We start from the raw sequence: 23,142 nt of genomic DNA on the forward strand, positions 1-23,142 counted from the left end.
CAATGCGACAGTTAGGTCGCGACAACCTCAAGATGCGGAAAACTGCGGGAGAACTCATTGAAATTCGGAAAGAATTATTTCCGGCGACCGAATGCCGCTGCCGCATGGTGCCGTCAGATCCAGTACGCGGTCCGCCCGCTCCAACTCCTGTCGACGGTGCGCAATCATCAGGACGGCCGTATCGCCGCGATAGGACAAAAACCGGTCCAGAACGTCCGCAGCGGTTGCGGCGTCCAGTCCCTCGGTCATCTCGTCCAGAACAAACAGGGCCGGCCGCGTCAGAAAGGCACGCGCCAGGGCAAGACGCCTCTGCTCTCCACCGGACAGTCCGAGCCCCCCCTCACCGAGAATGGTCTGCAGGCCTTCCGGATTTTCAGAAATGCGTTCAGCAAGCGCCGCCTGTTCAAGCGCACGCCAAAGTTCCGTGTCGCCAGCATCCGGGTTTGCAACACGCAGGTTCTCGGCAACGGTCTCGTTGAAGAGATAGGCCTTTTGACCAATGACGGTAACCTTGCGGCGTAGCTCTTTCTCGCAGATACGGTCGATTTCCAGCCCACCCAGAAGTATCTTCCCCTGCCCTGGCTTTCGTAACCGCGCGGCCAATGCCCCAATTGTCGACTTGCCGCAACCGCTGCGCCCTGCCAATGCGAGAATTTCGCCCTGATCGAGGTGAAAGGAGAGCCCCTCCAGAACGCGTCTGTCAGCACCGGGATAGCCAAAACTGACGTCCGCGAAAGCGAGCGCAGGCACGGCGCCTTGGCGTCCGGTTTCTGGTACGGAAAGACTCTGCGAAGACTCGACCTCTTCGGGGCGACGCATCAAGTGTATGATCCGACCAGCTGCCAACGCGACGCGAGGCAGTCTGGAAAGGCCAGGCAAGCTCATCGAAAATATTTCCGGAAGCCCCATCACCACCAGTATCAGACCGACGCTGAAAGCAGCCGTCAGCGCGCCATTCCCGACTTCGTGCAGACAGACAAGAAGCATGACGGCAAGAAACAGCTGTCCAAGGAGCGTGGAACCCGCTGTCAGCTTGCTGGTACGGCGATCCTCAACTTCCTGGGCTTCCGCCAATCGCGTGTTGGCGACAAGGACCGAGTCGGCCGCCGCTTCCAGACCGCCGTAAATCGCAAGATCCCGCCGGCCTGCTGCCAGATCCGCAGCTCGAAGCCGCATGGCATCCAGCGCCGCGTCAGAGCGGCGGGCGGTTTTGGTGTCGGACCGTGCAAAGGTCCAGACCGCGAGCCCGAGCCAGGCCAAAACGAAGACCGCTCCAGTAAGCAACAAAAGCGGCGATACGCTGCTCCAGACCAGAAGCAGCGAGACAGCAACAACCAGCGACAGCACCAGAGGAACAACCAAGCGCAAATAAACCGTATCGAGGACGGCAACGTCGAGTGTCAGACGATTGAGCAGCAATCCGGATCGCTGACCGTCGTTTGTCTTAGGTGCCATCGCCGCAAACAGCCGGTTTCTGAACCCGGTCAGAAACCGAAACGTGGCGTCATGTGTCAGGACCCTTTCTCCGTAACGGCCGGCGGTACGGACTATTGCAAAGGCGCGAATGAGCGCGCTTGGCGCAAAGATGTTCAAGAACGCGCCACTCAAACCTGCAATAGCCGCAGCGGTGATGAACCAGCCGGAAACGCCGAGCAGAAGAAGCCCGGCGGCCGCAGGCAGCAACGCCACAAGAATGCCAAGCCAGAAATGGAAGCTGTCGTACCGGTGCTGGGTGCGAATGATATGCCAGACAGACCTCACACGAACACCTCCCCTTCGGCGAGGACGCCGAGCGCCTTCAGGTCAATCCGCCGCGAGGCGATTTTCCGAAGGGCCGGGTCGTGTGTGGCGATCACGGCGGTCCGGCCATCGCAAAGTTTCCGCAATCCCTCGATGACATCTGCTGCCGTTTCTTCATCAAGCGAGGCTGTTGGTTCGTCCGCCAGCAGCAGGACAGCATCCTTGCGCATTGCCGCCCTCGCGAGAGCCACCCGGCGGATCTCCCCAACCGAGAGGCCGAAACCGTCTTCTCCCAAAGGTGTTTCCAGACCACGAGGCAGGCGCTGGACGAGCGCTTCGGCCCCGGCAAGGCGAAGGGCTTGCCAGAGATCGTCCTCCGTAACCGCTGCAGATGTATCAACAGCTCTCAGGAGGTTGGCCTTGAGACTGCCGTGGAACAGCCTGGGCGACTGGCCGAGCCATATAACCTTTCGACGCAGCAACGGTGCAATCGCGGTTGCAGTAAGGTCATTCACCTGAATTTCGCCGGAATCAGACTCCTGGAAGCCCAGTATCCCGTCAATCAGTGTGGTCTTGCCGCTGCCGCTCGGCCCTTCGACCAAAAGCGTTTCATCCGGCTCAATCGTCAGATTGAACTCCTTGAAGACACAGCGCTCATCATGGGAAATGCCGACAGACCTGAACTGAATGGCGGGCGGGCCTGAAAGTGAAATGGAACCGACCGGCACGTCTGATCCATCAGCGCGCTTAGGGTTTCTGTAGGTGTTCTGCGACGGAAAAAGTGTCGCCAGCTTCTTCCGCGCGGCAAGTCCGCCTGCCCTGTCATGATAGGCTGCCGCGTAGGCACGCAAGGGGGCAAAGAACTCCGGTGCGAGCAGCAGAATGAATAGGCCCTGCGCAAAGGTCAGGGGCCCGCCCCAGGTTCCAGCCTGGATTTCACCCAATAGCGAGAACCCCACATAGACCGCGCAGAAGGCTATTCCGAGTGCGGAAAAGAGTTCCAGAACGGTTGAGGAGAGAAATGCGATCTTCAGGACGCGCATGGTGCCGGTTCTGAACCGTTCGCCCGCGTCAGCGATTTGCCGCTGGGTACGCTCAATTGCGCCAAACAAGGTCAGTGTTTCCAGGCCCCTGATCCTGTCCAGCAGACTGCCGCTCAGCCGCACCAGTTCCTCCTGTTGCGTCTCGCTCGCAGCCTTGGCACGCATACCAATCAGCGCCATGAAAACAGGAATGAGCGGCCCGCAGACAACCAGGATCAGCGCGCCGACCCAACTGAACACGGCAGTGGCGGCAACGATGCCGAGAGGCACAAGACGAAGCCGAACCTTCTGAGGTTCGAAATTCCGATAGTACGGTCCGAGCAGGTCGACCTGTTCGGTAACATGGGCGGCAAAGGCACCGGAAGATGGGAATTCTGCAGACGGCGACGTTCTGGCGGCAACGGAAAGCAGCTCTGCACGTGCCCTGCTCTGGATTGCACGGGCAGTTTGCCGGGCAACCGTTTCGGCTCGGTTTTGCAGAAACACTCTCAACACAGCAACCAGTGCGATGCCGGCGGCAGCCTGGAAGGCCAAGCTTGTCAGATCGCCTTCGATAACCTGGCCGTCATCTGCGGCGGAAAACATCATGGGGAGCGATCCGAGCGCCCAGGAAATCAATCCGGCCTGTGCAATCCACAGCAGATCGGATACGGCCAGAAGCCGACCAGCCCGTTTCAGGCTGCGGCTTTCTCCTTTGTCCGGCCAGCCGAAAGCAGCTGCTGCTCCGTTGTCCTGCCCCTCACCCTCAGCCACCGTCCCGATCTTTTCCCTTTTTATTGTCATCAGCCGTTTAGTGTCGCCCCGTCCGACCAAATTCAAGAGGCAGATTGCCACGGTGGCAATGGGAATGCCATGCAAGGGCGACCGGTATCGGCGCAGTACTGCGCCAGCAGATGCCTATTTTCTTTCACCGGATGCACAATCCTGACAAGAGGTTTTCAGGACGCTTGTGAGATCTTCGTTCATGAAATCATCTCCTGAAACTCCAGAAGACAGCTTTGTGAAGGCCTTGTTTCCAACAAACGCCCGAAAATGGCAGCTGCTGCGTCTAACAGCCAGTGCCTTTAGCGGAGGTTCGCGGTGACAGCTATCGCACGAGACGATGCTCCAATTCGGAAAGCACCGCGGCGAGAACCGCTTCGGCGCGTTCTACCGTGCACCTTGGCCTAAGGCGGCCAATCAGAAACGGGTCCCTGAACAGTTGCGTTGCGTCTTCAACCAATTCGCACGCCCTTTTCAGTTCGCGTCCTTCAAATTCGGCGCCGAGGATCCCTTCCAACACTTTCCGTAATCTGCCTACATGGATGGTGACAGGTTCGGGATGCTCTCCAGCCAGTGTCAGATAGGCCCGGAACAGGTCCGGATCGTCGTCAAACCTTTCTGACTTGATTACGAGCTGTACCCTGACAAAAGCTGCCAGTTTCGATTGCCAGCTTTCCGCAGCTGAAATTTCCACCTGAAGCGCAACTTCCACGTCCGCGAACCAGCGTTCCGCCAAGCCGGCCATGAGAGCCGCCTTGTTGGGAAAAAACCGGTAGACATTCGATTGCGACATCCGACAATCGGCCGCCAGATCAGTCACGGAAAAGCGCGGCGAACCTTGCCGCCGCAAGCGGTTTTCCGCAGCCTGCAGCAGGCTCTCCCGGATTTCGGCGTTTTCAACCTTCGGTCTTGCCATTTCTAAAGCCAGCGCCTCACATTTTTTCTGTAGTCCAGGTAAGGCTGGCCAAACGTCTTCTCGGCGTTCCGCTCCTCAATCGGGATGTACCAAAACTGCGCGGCCAGAAAAAAGACGATTGCGAAAAGGACGTTCAATGCTTCGTTGGTGCAGACAGCGACCCCGAGCAGCATCAACAAAAACCCAAGATACATCGGATTGCGCGAAAGCGCGTAGATGCCGGAGGTAACCAAGCGGGTTGGTTGCCGGAACGTATGGATTTCCGTTTCTTGCGAAAGGAAAGTGCCATGCCCCTTTTTGAGGAAAAACAACCCCAGAGCGACGACTGCCAAACCGGTCCACTGGAACGGTGCAGGAAGCATGGGCGAACCGGGACACAACATCGTAACCGGGACCATCGACAACAGGAACAAGCCGAAAAGGACAGGCGGAATTATCTGAGGCACGAGAGGTCTCCAAGCGCATTTCATAATAAATAATAAATTTCATCTTTTATCATTTTACAAGGCAAAAAAGAGGCGCTCCAGGCGAAGCCGGGAGCGCCAGACCGGACTTGGTCCGGGAGGAATTACTTCATCGTCGGGATCACGAACTCGGCCCCGTCCTTCAGACCTGAAGGCCAGCGGGAGGTCACGGTCTTGGTGCGGGTGTAGAACTTGAACCCGTCCGGGCCATGCTGGTTGAGATCGCCGAAGCCGGACTTTTTCCAGCCGCCGAAGGTGTGGTAGGCGAGCGGCACTGGGATCGGCACGTTGATGCCGACCATGCCGATGTTGATACGGGACGCGAAGTCGCGGGCGGTGTCGCCGTCACGGGTGAAGATCGCAGTGCCGTTGCCGTATTCGTGGCTGAGCGGCAGATCGAGAGCTTCTTCGTAGTTCTCAGCGCGAACCACGGACAGGACCGGACCGAAGATTTCGGTCTTGTAGATGTCCATGTCCTTGGTGACGTTGTCGAACAGGCAGCCACCCATGAAGAAGCCGTTCTCATAGCCCTGCATGGAGAAATCGCGGCCATCGACAACCAGCTTCGCACCTTCCTTGATGCCCTGGTCGACGAGACCCTTGACGCGGGCAAGCGCTTCCTTGGTCACCAGCGGACCGAAGTCGACGTCGTTGCCGGCCGTGTACGGCCCGATCTTCAGCGCTTCCACCTTCGGCGCAAGCTTCTCGATCAGTGCGTTTGCGGTGCTTTCGCCAACCGGCACGGCAACAGAAACAGCCATGCAGCGCTCGCCGGCCGCGCCGTAACCGGCACCGATCAGAGCATCGGCCGCCTGATCGAGGTCGGCATCCGGCATGATGATCATGTGGTTCTTTGCGCCACCGAAACACTGGGCGCGTTTGCCGGATGCTGTTGCACGGGCATAAACATACTGGGCAATCGGCGTGGAACCGACGAAGCCGACAGCCTGGATGGTTTCATCGTCCAGGATTGCATCGACCGCGCTCTTGTCGCCGTTGACAACGTTCAGAACACCTTCCGGCAGGCCGGCTTCGATCATCAGTTCAGCAAGCATGATCGGCACGGACGGATCGCGTTCGGACGGCTTCAGGATGAAGGCGTTGCCACAAGCGATCGCCGGGCAGAATTTCCACATCGGGATCATGGCCGGGAAGTTGAACGGCGTGATGCCGGCAACGACGCCAAGCGGCTGGCGCATGGAGTACATGTCGATGCCAGGACCGGCGCCTTCGGTGAATTCACCCTTCAGGAGATGCGGCGCACCAATGCAGAACTCGGCAACTTCCAGACCGCGGATAACGTCGCCCTTGGCGTCCGGAATCGTTTTGCCGTGTTCGCGGGAAAGAGCTTCTGCCAGCTTGTCCATGTCGCGGTTGAGAAGATCTACGAACTTCATCATCACGCGAGCGCGACGCTGCGGGTTGGTGGCAGCCCAGGCAGGCTGTGCGGCAGCAGCATTGGCAATTGCCGCGTCCATCTCGGCCTGGCTGGCCAGGGCGACCTGCGCCTCGACTTCACCGGTTGCCGGGTTGTAGACGTCTGCAAAGCGGCCGGAGGTTCCCTCCACGTGCTTGCCGCCGATAAAATGACCGATCTTCCGCATGTCGCGTTTCTCCCAATATGTCCTGACACCAGCCAAAAGGATTTTGGGCGAGCGTCCGAGATGACGTCTTTTTTGACTTTTATTTTTGCCACAAACAAGAGCCAGATTTCCGGACCCGTTGTGCGTTTTTTAAAGTTATGCAATAAAACGCCACGAAGCGTCTTAGACAAACGATAGGTCCAATCCCCCTCGGTTGTCATCCCGGCTGAAACTCTACCAAAAGCCGGTGTGCAGCAAGGCGTGAACTCACCACCATGAACGCGGCGGCATCGTGCCTGGTATCTGACATCAGCTAAAAAAAACGGAGTGGCTGGTCATCGCGGAAAGCAAATCGACATGAACTGGGACGACATCCGCATCTTTCTCGCGATCGCTCGAACAGGACAAATCCTGGCGGCAGCGCGCCGTCTCGGCCTCAATCACGCCACGGTGGCGCGCAGGCTGACGAGCCTCGAAGACAGCATCGGCACACGCCTCTTCGACAGATCAACATCCGGCTGCCTTCTGACGGAAGCCGGCAGCCGGTTCTTTGACCGGGCAGAACGGATCGAAGCCGAGGCGGTGGCAGCGGAAGCCGACCTGACAAACAACACGCCGGAAATTTCCGGAACCGTTCGCATTGGCGCACCCGATGGTTTCGGTGTCGCGTATCTTGCGCCCCGGCTTGGCAAGCTCACGGAAAAACATCCAGGACTGACGGTGCAGCTCGTTCCCGTGCCCCGCTCCTTCTCGCTCTCCCGCCGTGAAGCTGATATCGCCGTGACAATAGACAGGCCGGAAACAGGCAGGCTGGTTGCCGGCAAGCTCGTCGACTATTCGCTCGGTCTTTATGCGTCAAAAACCTATCTGGAAAGCCGGGGAACACCTGCCTCCGCAAGCAATCTGATCGACCACGATCTTATTGGCTACGTGGAAGACCTGCTCTACTCGCCATCGCTGAACTACGGCACCGAGATCCTGAAAGACTGGACCGCGCGATTTGAAATCGCCTCCGCACTCGGCCAGACCGAAGCAGTCAGGTCCGGTGCCGGTATCGGCATCCTTCACGATTTTATCGCGCGCGACAATGCCGACCTGATCGCCGTTCTCCCGGAGATAAAGCTTCACCGGGCCTACTGGATGGTGACACATGAAAGTTCGCGCCCTCTCCGCCATGTCGCCGCGGCACAGGATTTTCTGCGCGATCAAGTCGCGCGCGACAAGGCGATATTCGTTTAGCCAGGCCGAAGGCGAAACGCGCTCCACCTACCGCCAGGGATCTGTCGCCACTATCCATTCCCTGGTGCGCGCTTCCGGGTCGGCATTCCGGGTGATGTCAGTGACAACAGCTGCGATATCTGCGCCGTTCTCGAACACACCCGGCAGACGCTCCGGATTGAGACCGCCAATAGCAACAAGCGGCAATTCGCCGATCTGCCGCTTCCACCGACCGACCTTTTCAACGCCTTGGGGCGCCCATTTCATTTCTTTCAGGATCGTCGGATAGACAGGCCCCAGCGCGATATAATCGGGCTCTACAGAAAGAGCGGTTTCCAGTTCCTCACCGTCATGGGTCGAAACGCCAAGTTTCAGACCCGCCTTGCGAATGGCCGCGACATCGGCGTCAGCAAGGTCTTCCTGACCAAGGTGGACAAAGTCGCAGTCCAGTTCAATCGCGAGCTGCCAATAGTCGTTCACGACAAGTTGGCAGCCGTGCTTCTCGCAAGCGCTCTTGGAGGCTGCGATTTCCTTGCGCAGGACTTCGTCGCTCGCGTCCTTGATGCGCAGTTGAACCAGTTTGACGCCAAGCGGAACCAGCCGCTCGATCCAGTCGGAACTGTCGACGATGAGGTAAAAGGGATCGAGCTTCATTCAAACACCGCCATTCCGAGAACCGGGGTAGAAGGAACCGCCATGTCGCGAGGTTCCAGGGGTTGGGCTTCATAGGCCAGGCGACCGGCCTTAATTGCAACTGCAAAGGCCTTGGCCATTGCGACAGGGTCTCCGGCCTTTGCGACAGCCGTATTCAGCAGTACCGCATCGAAACCGAGTTCCAGAACAGCAGCCGCATGGGACGGTCTGCCAAGACCGGCATCCACAACAAGTGGGATGCCCTTGAAGTGACTGCGATAGGCACGAAGGGCATCCGGATTGACCGGCCCCTTCGCCGAACCGATTGGCGCACACCAGGGCATCAACACCTGACACCCCGCGTCAAGCAACCGTTCGCCGACGACAATATCGTCCGTCGTATAGGGAAACACCTTGAAGCCGTCATCGCTCAGGATACGTGCGGCTTCCACGAGGCCAAAGACATCCGGCTGCAGGCTGTCGTGATGACCGATCACTTCCAGCTTGATCCAGTCGGTTCCAAATAGGTCGCGTGCCATTTTAGCGGTGGTGACGGCTTCCTTTACCGAATGACATCCGGCAGTGTTGGGCAGCACCTTGACGTTCAGTTCCCGGATCAGGTCCCAGAACCGGCCGCCTCCGCCACTTCCTGCCGTTTCGCGCCGAAGGGACACCGTCAGAATTTCAGCCCCGGATACTTTCACCGCATCCGACAGAATTTGGGGTGATGGGTACTGGGCAGTACCAAGCAGGAAACGCGACGCAACGCTTTCGCCATAAACTTCAAACATCAGCGTCATCCTCCCTGCATCGGTGACAGGATCTCGATACGGTCGCCAGCTTGAAGGAAGCAATCGCTTCGGTCTTCAGCACAAACCAGATCGCCGTTGCGTGCCGTTGCAAGAAACCCATGGTCATAGGCCAGTTCGTCCAGAAGCGCAGCCAGCGTCGCGCTGACAACTTCCTGAGGTTCGCCGTTAATGGTTAGCTTCAAGGGACTTCTCCTGAAGGTGTTGCACGATCCTGTCTGCCGCCTCCATGGCAAAATGCGGAGCAAGCAGGAAGCCGTGCCGGTAGAATCCGTTCATTGACAACGCGTTGCCGGTAAACGTGAGACGAGGAAGATTGTTTGGATATGCCGGGCGGAGGCCCACCCCGGTTTCGATGATCTTTGCCTCGGCAAATCCCGGATGCAGGCTGTAGGCGGCATTTAGAAGTTCCATGGTGGACCGAACACTGACCGCTCCCTGGTCACCGCTTTCGATCATGGTTGCCCCGACCATGAAGACACCGTTGTCACGAGGCACGACATAGACAGGGATGCGCGGGTGCAGAAAACGCACCGGCCGCGAAAGCGAGACATCTGGCGCGTGGAGGATCAGCATTTCACCGCGTACGGGACGCAAGTGCGGATCCGGCGAGGCCATGCCGGTACAATCGGCGACAAGATCGGTCGCCGCGGTGAAGTGCTGCGCTTCTGACCTCACCTTGGCACCGCTTTCAGACACCTTTGCCTGCAATGCTGTGAGGGCCTGCCGCGGATCGAGATGGGCTTCCCCCGCAAAATGGAGCCCCTTTGCAAATCGGCCTGCGAGGTCCGGCTCGAGTGCGCCCAGCGCGTCAGCATCGAGCCAGGCAAAGCCGCTGGTTCGAGAAGCAAAGCGACTTAACTCGCCGGTATCGCGCGGCGCGGCAACAACCAGCGTGCCATTGTGCGAGACCTGTCCCGGCAGGACCTTGCTCCACCAGCCAATGGAGGCTTGCCCGAGCCGCAGAACATCTTCCTCGGCACTTTCCCGCTCACACCATGGCGCCAACATGCCGCCTGCGAGCCAGGAGGCACTGGCGGTGAGATCCTTGTGTTTTTCCAGCAGCTCCACCCGCACACCGCGCGAGACAAGTTCATGTGCCAGTGCCAGACCGGCTACTCCAGCCCCTTTGATACCGACCTTCATCCCGCCTCTCCTGCCAGGGTGGACGTCAGTCGTTCGACATCATGGAATGTCTGGTAGCCCGCTTGCATTCAACGGATCTCCGCAAGGACCGGAAAAGGTCTCGCATTTCGGACATTCGGCTTGGAAGGGTGGCCGGATTGGAGCATTGCCGTGGCGAACGCAGTTGGCCGAGAACACCTTCCCTTCGCCAGCATGACCTGGATCAGGTTCGTCGGGTCCCTGCACTGCGCAAGTGCACTAGCAGTATCTCAGCCTCTTCTGGAGGCACCCCGGGTGAGCCCCTGTTGTGCCGCCCGTCAGGCGCACCTGTCAAGAGACAGGATGAGCCTTCATCCTTGTTGCCAGGGGCGCGCCAGAAAGTCGTCGATTTCGGCAAGGGTGTTGAACCGATAGACTTTCAGATGGTCCGGAGGTTCGCGGTAGATGTGCTCCAGCTTGGCTCTGGCGGAGTGTCTCGTTCGCCAGATGAACCTCAGGAATTCAACAGTTTGACAGTTGAACTGCTCCGGGCAGCCCTCGGCCAGATCCGGACGGCTTTGCCCATTGTATTTCACCGACCGTTTCAGCACTCGAAATATGCGGCGCATTACTGGGACATCGAGCCAGATGAAAGTGTCGGCACGTTCGATACGTTCCGCATAGGTGTTTGAATGACCGCCCTCGAAGATCCACACATCCTTCAGATGGACCTCATGCGTCAGCCGGTCTTTCTCTTCCCGCGTCCGCTCGCTCCAACCGGAGCGGTAGTGGATCTTGTCCATATGATAGACCGGCAGTCCGGTTTTCCGCCCAAGGGCAACGGCAAGCGTGCTTTTGCCCGAGCCCGGGCCGCCAACGATCATCACGCGTTTCATGTCGCACCAAACAAAAGCAAGGAAGGGCCGGTCGTTATACAGATTGTGCAGGGGATGAAAACCCGAAACAGACTGTTCAATGGACACTTCGGCTTCGCTGGCCCTATCTAGTTTGCAAGACAGAATGTTCTTTGATGGAGAGGCAGATGAGCTGGTTGAATTGCCCTGATCCCGTACCGGGAAATGCTGCAAGCTGTGACCCGATTGAAACGATCATCGTACCGCGGACATCCGACCTCGGCGGATTTTCGGTAAGACGTGCCTTGCCGTCTGCCAGGAGGCGGATGGTTGGCCCGTTCATCTTCTTCGACCAGATGGGCCCGGCAGAACTTTTGGTCGGCGGCGGTATCGACGTGCGCCCGCATCCTCACATCGGGTTGGCGACGGTGACCTATCTCTTCGAAGGAGAAATGTATCATCGTGACAGCCTTGGAACGGAGATTGCGATTGCCCCCGGTGCTCTGAACTGGATGAGCGCCGGCAAGGGCATCGTGCATTCCGAACGTGAGAGGCCGGAACGCCTGCAGGAAAAACGTCCCCTGTTCGGCCTGCAGAGCTGGGTGGCCCTGCCCAAACACCTGGAAGAGACCGACCCGACCTTCCAGCACCACGGCACAGAAGAACAGCCGGAATTTGCCGACAAGGGCGCTTCAGTCAAACTTATCGCGGGCGAGCTTTATGGCCACAAGGCACCGGTGAAGACAGCGTCCGACATGTTCTATGCCGATATCACGCTGGAACCGGGAGCGAAGATCCCGCTGGATGCCGGGTGGGAAGAGCGCGGCCTTTATACGGTCTCGGGCCAGATCACCATCGCCGGCCAGAATTTCGATCCGGCCCAGCTATTGGTGTTCAAACCGGGTGATCATCTGGTGATTGAAAACACGTCTCCCGTGCCGGCCCGTTTCGTAGTGCTTGGCGGCGAACCGATGGACGGCCGGCGTTATATCTGGTGGAACTTCGTGTCCTCATCGAAAGAGCGCATCGAGCAGGCCAAGGAAGATTGGCGTCTTGGCCGTTTCGATACGGTACCCGGCGATGCGGAAGAGTTCATTCCCTTGCCTGACCGTCCGGGGCCCTGACACTCCAGCCGCTCTCCAATGGCGGTGCTTTTTCAAACCTGTCGGCGGGCCGGATAAGGTCCGGCTCGCCAAAGTCCAGAATGATGTTGAGCCGTTGGCTTGCCAGCGGGTCACCCGTCAGATTTGGATCTTCCGGCGAAACCGACAGCCGCACGCCCCTGTGTGTCGTTTCCAGTTGCCTGAACCCGGAAACCGCCTCGCGAAACACTTCCGGAACCGTCCAGCCATACCGAAGCGACAGGGCGTCGATCACCAGCCAGACCGCATCTAGGCCGATCTGCATCTGGCGTGGATCTTCCACCACCAGCTTCAGCCGCAGATAATCGATGCTTTTTTCCGATGGGCCGCGCAGCAGAAAGAAAAGAGTTGTCGAGCCGTAGTCGACGCTGGGTGTGGTCAAGGGCACCAGGTCGGATGCACATTGCCAGCGTCCTTCACTGAAAGGTGCCCGGCTCCAGCCGGGATTTCCGAGCCCCAGAGACCGTAATTCGTCGCATAGCTGATCCGGCTGGCCCAGGAAGCTGCGTTTCAGCTCCGCGGACAGTTCCGGTTCCGGAGCCAGCAGCACCTGCTTGGCCGGAGACTGCAGGGAAGAAAGCGGATCAGGCATCAAGGGGGCGGTTGCAACGCTTTCCTCACTCCATTGCCCGGCAAGGTGCAGGAACAGGCCGCCAACGGCGAAACCGGCAGCCAGCAACGCCAGGGTTCCCCAGATGTAGTACGGCGTTACCTGAGCACGTTTACGAGATCTGGACGTGCGGGTTGGCTGGCCGGGCCTCCTGGGCTCGCCTCCTTCAGACAGAGTTTCCATGTCCGGCTCGGCCCAGCGCGGGCCCTTGGAACGGTGCCCCGGCCTCGACCTGGATTGCGCTCCCCTACCGGTCCGGTCTGCCGACATTGCAGCCGATCCAAGCATTTGCCTGAGCTTGTCTGCGAAACCCGCCATTCAGTTCCTTAACACCGCGATCCTCAACCGAGTGGTCAAGGGCACGGGATTTATCAAACCAATACCTTGAAAAGGCAACCGGATACCTGTCATGTAAGCGCCGCTTCCACGGTCGCGCAGCCAAACGTAACGCTCGCACCCGAACCAGAACCAAAGAGGCCCCGAATGCCCACCTTTCCAGGTGACACACCTGACCTGCGCCGTGCGATCATCGAGACAGCCCGTGCCTTGCCTCGTCTCGGACTGACCAAAGGCACCTCAGGAAATGTCAGTGCACGCACCGAATCCGGTTTTTTGGTGACGCCGTCGGGAACGCCTTACGAAAATCTGACTGAAGACAAGATTGTCGCGCTGGACTGGGACGGCTGCTACCGCGGCGAGACACTACCGTCTTCCGAATGGCGGATGCATCTCGACTTCTATCTGGCGAAGCCGGATTGCGGCGCGGTGGTGCATTGCCATAGCCCTCGCGCGACCGCACTGTCCTGTCACCGGCGCGGCATTCCAGCATTTCACTATATGGTGGCGCTTGCCGGTGGCGACCGCATCGAATGCGCCCGTTACGCCACCTTCGGCACCCGTGGATTGTCCGAGGCAATGATTTCAGCACTTGGCGACAGAAACGCCTGCCTGCTTGCAAATCATGGACAGATCGCCGGTGGAGCAACCTTGCAGAAGGCGCTTTCGACCGCGGAAGGCGTGGAAGATCTGGCAGACCAGTATCTATCAGCCCTGATCCTTGGTGAACCTGTGATACTGGATGCGGAGGAAATGACCGTAATCTTGAAAAAATTCAAAACCTACGGAAAACAAACAAGCGAACTTGAAGACGGCCAGACAGCTGCCTTCGAACTGCCAAGACGGATGGACTGAAAATGCGGCTGGGAATTGACTGGGGTGGAACGAAGATCGAAATCATCGCTCTTTCCAACGAGGGCGAGGAACTGTTCCGGCAACGGGTCGACACACCCAGGGACGACTATGAAGGTTGTCTGGAAGCAGTCCGATTTCTGGTCGAGGAGGCCGAAAAGGCAACCGGACAGACGGGAACGCTCGGTCTTGGAATTCCCGGTTCGCTTTCCCCCAAGACAGGCCTGGTCAAGAACGCCAATTCCACCTGGATGAACGGCAAGCCCCTGGACCAGGACCTGCAGAGGGTTCTTGGGCGCCCGGTGCGAATCCAGAATGACGCAAACTGTCTGGCTGTTTCCGAAGCGACCGATGGAGCAGGTGCTGGAGCGCATATCGTTCACGCTATTATCATCGGCACAGGCAGCGGTTCGGGTATTGCCATCGACGCGAAAGCCCATCTTGGTGCCAACGGCATCGGTGGCGAATGGGGAGCGATCACCGTGCCCTGGCTAAAGCCGGAGGAGTATCCGGGTCCCGACAGCTGGATCGGCCACAAGGGCGCCATCGATCGCTGGTGTTCGGGAACGGGTTTTCAGCTTGACTATAAGGACAGGACCGGAACGCTGCTGAAAGGCCATGAGATCATGGCGCTGAAACGCTCCGGCGACGTGGTGGCAACTGCCGTCTACGAGGCTTATGTCAGCCGTCTTGCCCGTGCGCTTGCAATGTCGGCTAATCTGCTCGATCCGGATGTATTCGTCCTGGGTGGTGGCATGTCGAATATCGACGAGCTTTATGCCGACCTTCCCCCCGCGATGACGCCTTACATCTTCTCCGATACCTTCGAGACACCGATCCGCAAGGCTATGCACGGCGACAGCTCTGGAGTGCGGGGAGCAGCCTGGCTCTGGGGGTGAGAAATCACCTGGAACCCAAAGACGACAAACCGATCCCGCGACTTGCGGGATCGGTTCTTAGGGGTATGGCAAGACTAGCCTGACTTTTTCGCTCCAGCGCCGCGCCCTTTGCTGACGAGCACAATCCCTGCCCCGACAGCTGCGACGGCCGCCAGTTTCGCCATGTTTGGCACTTCAACAAAGGCGAGATATCCGAGGCCAAGACCAATCACCGCGGCAACGGAGCCTATCTGGCTGAGATAGACTGGCCCGGCTGTGTGCTGCAGGCGGAAATACAGCCCGTACTGAAAAGTGAATATCGTTATTTGGGCTGCCAGCAGGCCAGTGGCCTCAAGCGACCAGGTGCCGGGCACAACGGGGATACCGGCCATGGCAGTAAATAATCCGAGTGCTGCAAACCCGACCAGCATCATGCCGAGAGCAAGATTGACCGGCCGCGCGCCTGCTGGCCACTTCACCGTGCGAAAAATGTTACCGGAAGCCAGGAATACAGGGATCGACAGAGCAAACATTGCCCACCAGGAGGCATCCACGGAAAGCTGACGTCCAGACGCCGCCAGCAAGATGCCACCAGCCAGACCGAACAGAACGCCAACCCCACGCAGAACCTGAAACTTCTCCAGGCGCAACAGAACAGCAAATCCATAAGTCAGAACCAGCGGAAAAGCGTAGCTCAGGGAGACAAACCCCGCCCCGACCTTTGGCGCAGCAACCACTGCGATCATGTTCGGCGCAATAAACAGGAGACCGCTGACCAGCAGGTAGAAGGCAAACTGGCCCCGGCTGACACCTGTGTCCCCTTTAGCGGCGATACTTCCTCCGGCTGCAATCCTGCTAATAACGAACAAACCCGCAGCACCGCCAAGGATGGACCACTGCAACAGGGCCAAAGGATGCCACCCGGTCATGGGGGCGGCCTTGGCAATCACCGTGGATACGGCGAGAAAACCACCGACAATCAACAACAGCACCAACGGCTGATCCAAAGGACTTTCACGCTTTTCGCCGGAAAGAGAAGCTTGTTGCTGCAGGGAAGCCGTACTTGCGGATGTTCCTAATCTGGTCGTGTCCACCATGGGACTGTCCTTCCTCACAATTTGGCGCTGGCTTGATGCTGCACCGTTGCCAGAACAGATAACGCATTTTATCTTGATTTCAAGATACTTAATTTCAAGATTCTTGACATCAGTTGACAGAACCACCCGAAACAGCGAGTATCGGAACAACAAAAACAGTCGATATGTCAGCTAGTTACGCAACCTCTTGTTCCCTTGTAAAAAAGTGCGTCATCTGACTGGAAATGATCTGGAGTTTCCGACCATGACCACCCGGTCAAGCGACACCAAGAAGCCATCGGATCACCTGTTCGGAGATCCGGAAGACCTGCTAATCGACCGTGCGGAGCGCGCGCGCAGGCAATGGCAAAGGGAAATACCCGAGATCGCGGAGCAGTTGTCGCCAATGGTTCTGCTTGGTCGATTGAACGAAGCATCTCAGGTGATGGGTCGCGACTATCTTGCCCCTGCCTACGCGGATATCGGACTGAAGACGGGTGAATTCGATGTTCTGGCGACCCTCGTGCGGTCCGGACCACCCTACAAGCTGACACCGACGGAATTGTACCGGACCACGATGATGAGCTCGGGCGGCATGACGGCCCGGGTCGATAAACTGGAGAAAGCAGGTCTGGTTGAACGCTGCCCGCATCCAGATGACAGGCGGGCACTCACCGTTTGCCTGACCCCAAAGGGACTGGACCTGATAAAGGGGCAAATGCCCGACTACATTGCAAAACAGCAGCAGGCGGTGAGCGGGTTAAGCGAAAAAGAACAACAGCAATTGTCAGACCTACTGGAAAAGCTCATTCGCTCCGTCAACGATCCTCTTGGCAAGACCTGACTGGCGCATACGCTAGCCAGGCGCCTCTGGTCTGGAAACCACAAGCCACCCCGGCCTTGTGACTTACCGTCACTGTGATGGAAACCCGGATTGTTTTCCTGTCCCAGATGACCAATTCTTGTCCGTAACAACACACCGGGACAACACATCATGCTCAAATGGGTTACGCGCATTCTCGCCATCATGCTTTTCGTCCTGCCGGCACAGGCACAGGAAGAGCTGCAGATCCGGGATATTGAAAAAGGTACCGGCGAAGAAGCAAACGTCGGTGAAACGGTGGTGGTGCACTACACCGGCTGGCTGATGGACGGAACGAAGTTCGACTCCAGCGTCGACCGAGGCACGCCATTTTCGTTCACGCTGGGAGAGCGGCGCGTTATTCCCGGTTGGGAAAAAGGCGTCGAGGGCATGCAGGTCGGCGGCAAGCGCGAGCTGATCATTCCGCCGGACATGGCTTATGGGTCGCAAGGCGCAGGTGGGATCATTCCGCCGGATGCAACATTGAAATTCGAAATCGAACTGCTTGAGGTCAAGGCGAAGAAATTCTCTGATATCGACAACGGCACCCTGAAGGCAAAGCTCGCCTCAGGCACCACGGTCATTGATATCCGGCGTCCTGACGAGTGGAAGCAAACCGGCGTCATTCCGGGCAGCCACTTGGTTACGTTCTTCAATGACAGTGGCCAGGTGAACCCTGCCTTCGGCAGCGAACTTCAGAAGTTGATTTCCGGCCCCTCGGACGAAGTGGTGTTAATCTGCCAGACAGGGCAACGAAGCCAGGCTCTGTCAGAATATCTCGCCGGACAGGCCGGCTTCACCAACGTGGTCAACGTCGAAAAGGGAATTGCACACTGGATCGAAGATGGCGGCGAAGTCACTCAGGCAGCCTTGCCGGAGAATTGCTGGCTCTGCTGAGTTCGAATCGTCCGCCTTATTCCAGTTGATCTGGAAGAGCTCGTCAGACAAGGCCGCCACCGCTGGTTCAGTGATCCAGTGGCGGCATACGGTTCCAGGCATCGAGCGCGGCGATCTTGTAGGCCTCGGCCAGCGTCGGGTAATTGAAGGTGTTTTCGACGAAATACTCCAGCGTACCACGCAGATTGAGAACGGCCTGACCGATGTGAACCAGTTCGGTCGCGCCCTCGCCCACAATATGACATCCAAGAAGCCGGCGGGTCTTGAGCGAGAAGATCATCTTCAGCATGCCGGTATCGAGACCCATGATGTGGCCGCGTGACGTTTCGCGGAAACGGGCAACGCCGCACTCGTAGGGAATGCCGCGTTCCTTGATCTCCTCCTCGGTCATGCCGACGGTTGAGATTTCCGGAACCGCATAGATGCCATAGGGAAAATACTCTGGCGGATCGTAGGCCTTTTCTCCCAAAGCCTGACAGGCTGCAATGCGCCCCTGCTCCATGGATGTCGAGGCAAGGCTCGGAAAACCGATGACATCTCCAGCAGCATAGATATGCGGTACGTCGGTCTGAAAAGTCATCGGATCGACCTTCAGACGACCACGGTGGTCCACTTCCAGGCCACAGCTTTGCAGGTTCAGGTTCGGGGTCGCGCCCATGCGCCCTGCCGCGAACAGGATGACGTTGGACCGGACACTACGTCCGCCTTCCAGCGTGATTTCACATTCTGCGGGACCGTGTTTTTCGATCTTCTGGACCTTTGCCCCGAAGCGCAGCGCAATTCCGCGGTCTCGGAGCTGATGCGTGAAATCGGCAACGAGCTCCTTGTCCAGGAAGTCGAGCATCGTTTCGCGCGGCTCGATCAGCGTCACGTGTACATCGAGCGCGGAAAATATCGAGGCATATTCGACACCGATAACACCTGCGCCGATGACAGCGACCGACCGGGGCAATTCGCCAAGCTCGAGGATCTCGTCGCTATCGAGAACATATTCTCCATCAAAGGGAACATAGTCGGGGCGGAAGGGCTTGGTGCCGACGGCGATGATGAACTTGTCCGAAGTGATGAAATGAACTTCCCCGGCATCGCCCTCCACTTCGATCTTGTGCGGCTCGATGAACCTTGCCTCGCCCCGGATCGTATCGACCTTGTTTCGGGCAAACTGGTGCTCCAGAACCTCGACCTCGTGATTGAGGGTGATGTGCAACCGCGCACGAAGGTCCGCAGCCGTGAGGTCTTCCTTCACCCGGTAGGAGCGACCGTAGAAGCCTCGTTCGCGCCATCCGGTCAGGTTGAGCACGGTCTCACGCAAAGTCTTGGAAGGAATGGTCCCGGTGTGCACCGAAACGCCGCCGACCCGCCGTCCGCGTTCCACCACCAGAACATTGTATCCGAATTTTGCCGCCTGAATCGCCGCCCGGCGCCCGGCCGGTCCGCTGCCGATCACAACCAGATCGTAGTGTTCCATGTGCCCCTCACTGCCAGTTTTCTGTCAGCCACTTGGCCTCCGTTCGTGCGGAGGCACCTTGTTGAAAATCGCTGCACTGCAAAAACAGCATCTTGGCGGAAGGGTCAAGAAGGCAAGCGGAAAATGAAGGTTTTCCGTGAGCTTTGGTGGAGAAGCCGGTCCTGACCAGAACTTGTATCCAGGTTGCAAGACAAACACGGTCGGTCGTCTATATACTCGCCATCGATGAGATTCTCGGTCTCTGCCGAGCCATTCCCCTCACATTTCATGCGACCTTTCAGGAAGCTGAAGTTCGAGAGCGAAACCTTAATATGAAGGACCTTCACGACAACCAGGCGTGAACGGGTTTCCCAACACTGAAAGGGTCGACCACCGAAATGGGATCATCGCCTTCCCAGACGGCGTGCCGAGCAATGGCATTGCTTGAATGTATTACAGTCAGGCTGCCGCATGCTTTGGTTCTATTCAGTGCAATGCTGCTGTCGCCGATCGATAACGCGAAGGCGGAACAATCCGGCCAATGCCCGATGCATGAAGAGATCGTTCTTGCAGCGGAAGATGCCTTTTTTCCCTATTCAGGCCTTCATGAGGGAGAGCTACGCGGATTTGCAGTGGATCTAGTAACCGCCGCCTTGAGCGCAAAACACTGCGACGTCACGCTCCACGTCATGCCGTACAACAGGTGCATACGTGAGGTTGCGCAGGGCAGACAGCTTGGCTGCTTCGACACCACCGGCTCGGATGAAAACAAGCGCAATTTCATTTTTCACCAGACACCGCTCTTTTTCGGAAAGATCCTAGTTTACAGCCATCCCGACAACACGGCGAAATTTCGTCCCGATTTCTTGAAGGACAAGACCTTCTCCGTGGTCAGAGGGTACACCTACACCGACGCCTTTGATGCCGATGAGAGGATCTCGAAGGTTGAGGTGGATTCCGATCTGCAGACACTTGCGCTGGTAGCGAAGAGGCGAACCGACTACGCCGTCGCTTACGAAAAGGTTGCCGACTTTCACATCAGCAACAGTCAGGATCTCATTTCCCCAGCCCCCAAGGCTGTCCACGAACTCGCGAGGTTCGGTCTCTTCGTATCGTTTTCCAAATTGACACCCGAGCGCTCAAGCGCAGTAGCAGCCCTTCTCGATGAGGGACTGCACGCCATACAGGAGAATGGGACTTATGATGATATCGATGCAGCCTGGGACGAATGGCTGAAGCACGGTCTGAAGGATGGGCGCCCCGCGCCGCACTGGAAAAGCCGGTAAAACGTCAGGTAGTCTTTTTTCATTGCCATCCAGAAGCGTATAATCTATCCCTCTTGCCATGAACATGAACCTGAAAGCAGCTTGGTGGTGGCGTCGCGCGAAATAGGCGGCCAGCGATCAGTCATGCTCTGAAGGGATCGAGTATCAAACCAAAGGCCGCCGCGGGACACCGCTGGCGGCCTTGGTTCTTTATAAGGCCGTCACAAAGGCAGCCACCAGAACGGGACCAGAGACATGCCGGTGCTGGCAGACCAGACCTATGAAACCGATTGCGGGATCACCATCCTGCGCACATCGCGCCCTTCCGACTACGAAACCGGAACGTCGGAATGGATCGACCGGCTGGATGCCGAAATGGGGGCAGTCCTTTCCTCCTCCTATGAATATCCCGGACGATATACTCGCTGGGACATGGCGCTGGTGAACCCGCCCCTGGTGATGGAAGCAACGGACAGAAACGTCGAGATCCGTGCGTTGAACGACCGCGGCGGCCTGCTGCTGCCGGCAATTGCCGAAGTGCTGAAAAAACATGACGATGTGGACACGTTCAATGCCGACACCGGCAAGATCCAGCTAACGGTCAAGCGGCCCGACCGGTTGTTCAACGAGGAAGAACGCTCACGCCAGCCGTCTACCTTTTCGATCATCCGTGCCCTGAAGGACATGTTCGCCTGTGGCGATGACCAGCTCGGGCTCTACGGCGCCTTCGGCTATGACGTTGCCTTTCAGTTCGAACCCATCGAACAGAAGCTCGACCGACCGGACGACCAGCGCGACGTCGTCCTGTTTCTGCCGGATGAGATCCTGATCGTCGATCACCACGGCAAACGCGCCTACGTGCTGGAATATGACTTTGTTGTCGGTGGTCGTACCACCAAGGGCATGGAGCGAACGGGAGCCAAGCAGCAGTATACGCCGGCGAACCGCGACCCTGGCCGCGGTGATCATGAACCCGGCGAATATGCAAAGCTCGTCGAGAAGGCCAAGGACTACTTCCGAAGGGGCGATCTGTTCGAGACCGTGCCCGGCCAGACCTTCTACGAGCCCTGCGCCAATCCACCGTCTGCCGTTTCGCGGCGCCTCGCCCAGATCAATCCTTCCCCCTATTCTTTCTTCTTCAATCTCGGCAATCAGGAATATCTCGTCGGCGCTTCGCCGGAAATGTACGTGCGGGTCACTGGTGGTCGCCGGGTGGAAACCTGCCCGATTTCCGGAACGATCCGGCGCGGCAAGAACGCCATTGAAGACGAAGCCCAAATCCGCAAGCTGCTGAACTCCGCCAAGGACGAAGCGGAACTGACCATGTGTTCCGATGTCGACCGCAACGACAAGAGCCGCGTCTGCGTTCCCGGCTCCGTTCGGGTGATCGGGCGGCGGCAGATCGAAATGTACTCCCGCCTGATCCATACGGTGGACCACATAGAAGGCATCCTGCGTGAAGACATGGATGCGCTCGATGCTTTCCTCTCCCACACCTGGGCGGTGACCGTGACAGGCGCACCCAAACGCTGGGCCATGCAGTTTATCGAAGACCATGAAAAGTCGCCACGCGCCTGGTATGGCGGCGCGATTGGTGCCGTGCTTTTCAATGGAGACATGAACACCGGCCTGACGTTGCGCACCGTGCGCATCAAGGACGGCACAGCCCAGATCCGTGCCGGCGCAACCCTGCTGTACGACAGTGTTCCGGAAGAGGAGGAAGCCGAAACCGAACTGAAGGCGGAAGCCATGCGGGCAGCCGTTCGCGAGGCCGGACTTGCCGTCAACGCGCAGGAGAAGCGCGAGGACCGGAAACCCGGCAAAGGTATGAAGATCCTGCTGGTCGATCACGAAGACAGTTTCGTGCACACGCTTGCCAACTATTTCCGCCAGACCGGCGCAGATGTCGTTACCTACCGAACCCCGGTGGCAGACCACGTTTTTCACGACGTCAATCCGGATCTTGTGGTCCTGTCTCCCGGCCCAGGCAATCCCAAGGACTTCGACTGTGCCGCCACCATCGGCCGGGCGCGCGCGCGCGCCTTGCCCATCTTCGGTGTCTGCCTCGGGCTTCAGGCGCTTTCCGAATACTTCGGGGCGGAACTGGGCCAGCTTGACGTACCGATGCACGGCAAGCCATCGCCGATTTCCGTTTCCGGAAACTCGTTGCTGTTTGAAGGCCTCAACGCCCCTGTGGTCGTCGGCCGCTACCACTCGCTTTACGCCAAACGGGAAACGGTGCCGGCAGATATCCGCGTGACAGCGGAAACCGACGACGGGATCGTGATGGCGATAGAACACGAGAAAGAAGCGATCGCGGCGGTGCAATTCCATCCGGAATCGATCATGTCTCTGGATCAGGATGCCGGCCACAAGATTATAGAAAACGTGGTTACACGCCTTGTCGCGTCAAAAGACCAACAGGTGGCAGCAGCTTCCTGATTTGCGAGCATCCGGGCAATGTCAGCCCTCTCCAAACGTTGAAATCACAAACGGCGCCGTTGATGGCGCCGTTTCACTTTTTCCATTCAACGTCTTGTTTCTCAATACCGTTTACCCATGCGCGCGAAAAGTGCCTGCCCATTTCGTTCCTGAAACTTGATGTTCCTCACCTGAAAATTTCGTGACTGAAAAATCAGGAACGATACCGG

General features: G+C 58.1%; 21 protein-coding genes and 1 riboswitch. Of the genes, 8 read left to right on the forward strand and 13 right to left on the reverse strand.

The window, feature by feature from the left end; genetic code table 11:
* Positions 1-54: 54 nt before the first annotated feature.
* The 5 genes from cydC to ACP90_RS16570 all read right to left on the reverse strand — a co-directional run bounded on the left by cydC (position 55) and on the right by ACP90_RS16570 (position 6,529).
* A complete protein-coding gene (gene cydC / locus ACP90_RS16550) occupies positions 55-1,761 on the reverse strand; it encodes a thiol reductant ABC exporter subunit CydC (RefSeq protein ID WP_062488976.1) in 1,707 nt (568 codons plus the stop codon).
* Positions 1,758-3,566, reverse strand: coding sequence for a thiol reductant ABC exporter subunit CydD (gene cydD, locus ACP90_RS16555; RefSeq protein ID WP_062488977.1), 1,809 nt, complete (start codon positions 3,564-3,566; stop codon positions 1,758-1,760). The genes cydC and cydD overlap by 4 nt, the downstream gene beginning before the upstream one ends.
* Before the next feature lie 304 nt (positions 3,567-3,870).
* Positions 3,871-4,461, reverse strand: coding sequence for a TetR family transcriptional regulator (locus ACP90_RS16560; RefSeq protein ID WP_062488978.1), 591 nt, complete (start codon positions 4,459-4,461; stop codon positions 3,871-3,873).
* A 2-nt stretch (positions 4,462-4,463) separates the two neighbouring features.
* A complete protein-coding gene (locus tag ACP90_RS16565) occupies positions 4,464-4,907 on the reverse strand; it encodes an isoprenylcysteine carboxylmethyltransferase family protein (protein ID WP_158514186.1) in 444 nt (147 codons plus the stop codon).
* A gap of 122 nt (positions 4,908-5,029) precedes the next feature.
* Positions 5,030-6,529, reverse strand: coding sequence for a CoA-acylating methylmalonate-semialdehyde dehydrogenase (locus tag ACP90_RS16570; RefSeq protein ID WP_055653788.1), 1,500 nt, complete (start codon positions 6,527-6,529; stop codon positions 5,030-5,032).
* A 336-nt stretch (positions 6,530-6,865) separates the two neighbouring features.
* Here ACP90_RS16570 and ACP90_RS16575 point away from each other — a divergent pair, with 336 nt between their 5' ends.
* Positions 6,866-7,747: a LysR family transcriptional regulator gene (locus tag ACP90_RS16575; protein ID WP_062488980.1), complete on the forward strand. Its 882-nt coding sequence runs from the start codon at positions 6,866-6,868 to the stop codon at positions 7,745-7,747.
* A 27-nt stretch (positions 7,748-7,774) separates the two neighbouring features.
* Here ACP90_RS16575 and ACP90_RS16580 read toward each other — a convergent pair whose 3' ends face one another.
* The 5 genes from ACP90_RS16580 to ACP90_RS16600 form a co-directional block, all read right to left on the reverse strand.
* Positions 7,775-8,380 (reverse strand): thiamine phosphate synthase, encoded by a 606-nt coding sequence (locus tag ACP90_RS16580; RefSeq protein ID WP_062488981.1) that lies wholly within the window; start codon positions 8,378-8,380, stop codon positions 7,775-7,777.
* A complete protein-coding gene (locus ACP90_RS16585; RefSeq protein ID WP_062491708.1) occupies positions 8,377-9,150 on the reverse strand; it encodes a thiazole synthase in 774 nt (257 codons plus the stop codon). Before ACP90_RS16585 ends, ACP90_RS16580 begins: the two co-directional genes overlap by 4 nt.
* Before the next feature lie 5 nt (positions 9,151-9,155).
* Entirely contained in the window at positions 9,156-9,353 is a 198-nt protein-coding gene (thiS, locus tag ACP90_RS16590; RefSeq protein WP_062488982.1) for a sulfur carrier protein ThiS, read from the reverse strand.
* Positions 9,337-10,314, reverse strand: a complete 978-nt coding sequence (gene thiO / locus ACP90_RS16595; RefSeq protein ID WP_062488983.1) for a glycine oxidase ThiO — start codon at positions 10,312-10,314, stop codon at positions 9,337-9,339. Before thiO ends, thiS begins: the two co-directional genes overlap by 17 nt.
* 161 nt (positions 10,315-10,475) lie before the next feature.
* A riboswitch (TPP riboswitch) is annotated at positions 10,476-10,596 on the reverse strand.
* A gap of 47 nt (positions 10,597-10,643) precedes the next feature.
* The gene (locus tag ACP90_RS16600; RefSeq protein WP_062491710.1) at positions 10,644-11,168 is read right to left on the reverse strand and encodes a DNA topology modulation protein FlaR; all 525 of its coding nucleotides are present in this window, start codon (positions 11,166-11,168) and stop codon (positions 10,644-10,646) included.
* A gap of 146 nt (positions 11,169-11,314) precedes the next feature.
* On the opposite strand from ACP90_RS16600, the gene ACP90_RS16605 reads away from it, so the two are divergent.
* On the forward strand, positions 11,315-12,250 hold the full coding sequence (locus tag ACP90_RS16605) for a pirin family protein (protein ID WP_031270780.1): 936 nt from the start codon (positions 11,315-11,317) through the stop codon (positions 12,248-12,250).
* On the opposite strand, the gene ACP90_RS16610 is transcribed toward ACP90_RS16605, so the two are convergent.
* Positions 12,219-13,061 carry a DUF6030 family protein gene (locus ACP90_RS16610; protein ID WP_145915786.1) on the reverse strand — a complete coding sequence of 281 codons (843 nt, stop codon included), beginning with the start codon at positions 13,059-13,061 and terminating at the stop codon, positions 12,219-12,221. The genes ACP90_RS16605 and ACP90_RS16610 overlap by 32 nt on opposite strands.
* A gap of 300 nt (positions 13,062-13,361) precedes the next feature.
* On the opposite strand from ACP90_RS16610, the gene ACP90_RS16620 reads away from it, so the two are divergent.
* Both ACP90_RS16620 and ACP90_RS16625 read left to right on the forward strand, forming a co-directional pair.
* Entirely contained in the window at positions 13,362-14,069 is a 708-nt protein-coding gene (locus tag ACP90_RS16620; protein WP_062488986.1) for a class II aldolase/adducin family protein, read from the forward strand.
* Between the two features lie 2 nt (positions 14,070-14,071).
* On the forward strand, positions 14,072-14,965 hold the full coding sequence (locus ACP90_RS16625) for an ROK family protein (protein WP_062488987.1): 894 nt from the start codon (positions 14,072-14,074) through the stop codon (positions 14,963-14,965).
* 74 nt (positions 14,966-15,039) lie between these two features.
* Here ACP90_RS16625 and ACP90_RS16630 read toward each other — a convergent pair whose 3' ends face one another.
* Positions 15,040-16,191, reverse strand: coding sequence for a DMT family transporter (locus ACP90_RS16630; RefSeq protein ID WP_208993350.1), 1,152 nt, complete (start codon positions 16,189-16,191; stop codon positions 15,040-15,042).
* Between the two features lie 94 nt (positions 16,192-16,285).
* On the opposite strand from ACP90_RS16630, the gene ACP90_RS16635 reads away from it, so the two are divergent.
* Both ACP90_RS16635 and ACP90_RS16640 read left to right on the forward strand, forming a co-directional pair.
* Positions 16,286-16,864 carry a MarR family winged helix-turn-helix transcriptional regulator gene (locus ACP90_RS16635; RefSeq protein ID WP_023014493.1) on the forward strand — a complete coding sequence of 193 codons (579 nt, stop codon included), beginning with the start codon at positions 16,286-16,288 and terminating at the stop codon, positions 16,862-16,864.
* A 150-nt stretch (positions 16,865-17,014) separates the two neighbouring features.
* Entirely contained in the window at positions 17,015-17,779 is a 765-nt protein-coding gene (locus ACP90_RS16640) for an FKBP-type peptidyl-prolyl cis-trans isomerase (RefSeq protein ID WP_062488988.1), read from the forward strand.
* Positions 17,780-17,846: 67 nt separating this feature from the next.
* On the opposite strand, the gene sthA is transcribed toward ACP90_RS16640, so the two are convergent.
* Entirely contained in the window at positions 17,847-19,247 is a 1,401-nt protein-coding gene (sthA, locus tag ACP90_RS16645) for a Si-specific NAD(P)(+) transhydrogenase (RefSeq protein WP_023004084.1), read from the reverse strand.
* Positions 19,248-19,702: 455 nt separating this feature from the next.
* Here sthA and ACP90_RS16655 point away from each other — a divergent pair, with 455 nt between their 5' ends.
* Both ACP90_RS16655 and ACP90_RS16660 read left to right on the forward strand, forming a co-directional pair.
* Positions 19,703-20,512 (forward strand): transporter substrate-binding domain-containing protein, encoded by an 810-nt coding sequence (locus tag ACP90_RS16655; RefSeq protein WP_158514187.1) that lies wholly within the window; start codon positions 19,703-19,705, stop codon positions 20,510-20,512.
* A 234-nt stretch (positions 20,513-20,746) separates the two neighbouring features.
* Positions 20,747-22,933, forward strand: coding sequence for an anthranilate synthase component I (locus tag ACP90_RS16660; protein WP_062488991.1), 2,187 nt, complete (start codon positions 20,747-20,749; stop codon positions 22,931-22,933).
* Positions 22,934-23,142 lie beyond the last annotated feature (209 nt).

The organism is Labrenzia sp. CP4, from assembly GCF_001579905.1.
Classification (GTDB): Bacteria; Pseudomonadota; Alphaproteobacteria; order Rhizobiales; family Stappiaceae; genus Roseibium; species Roseibium algicola.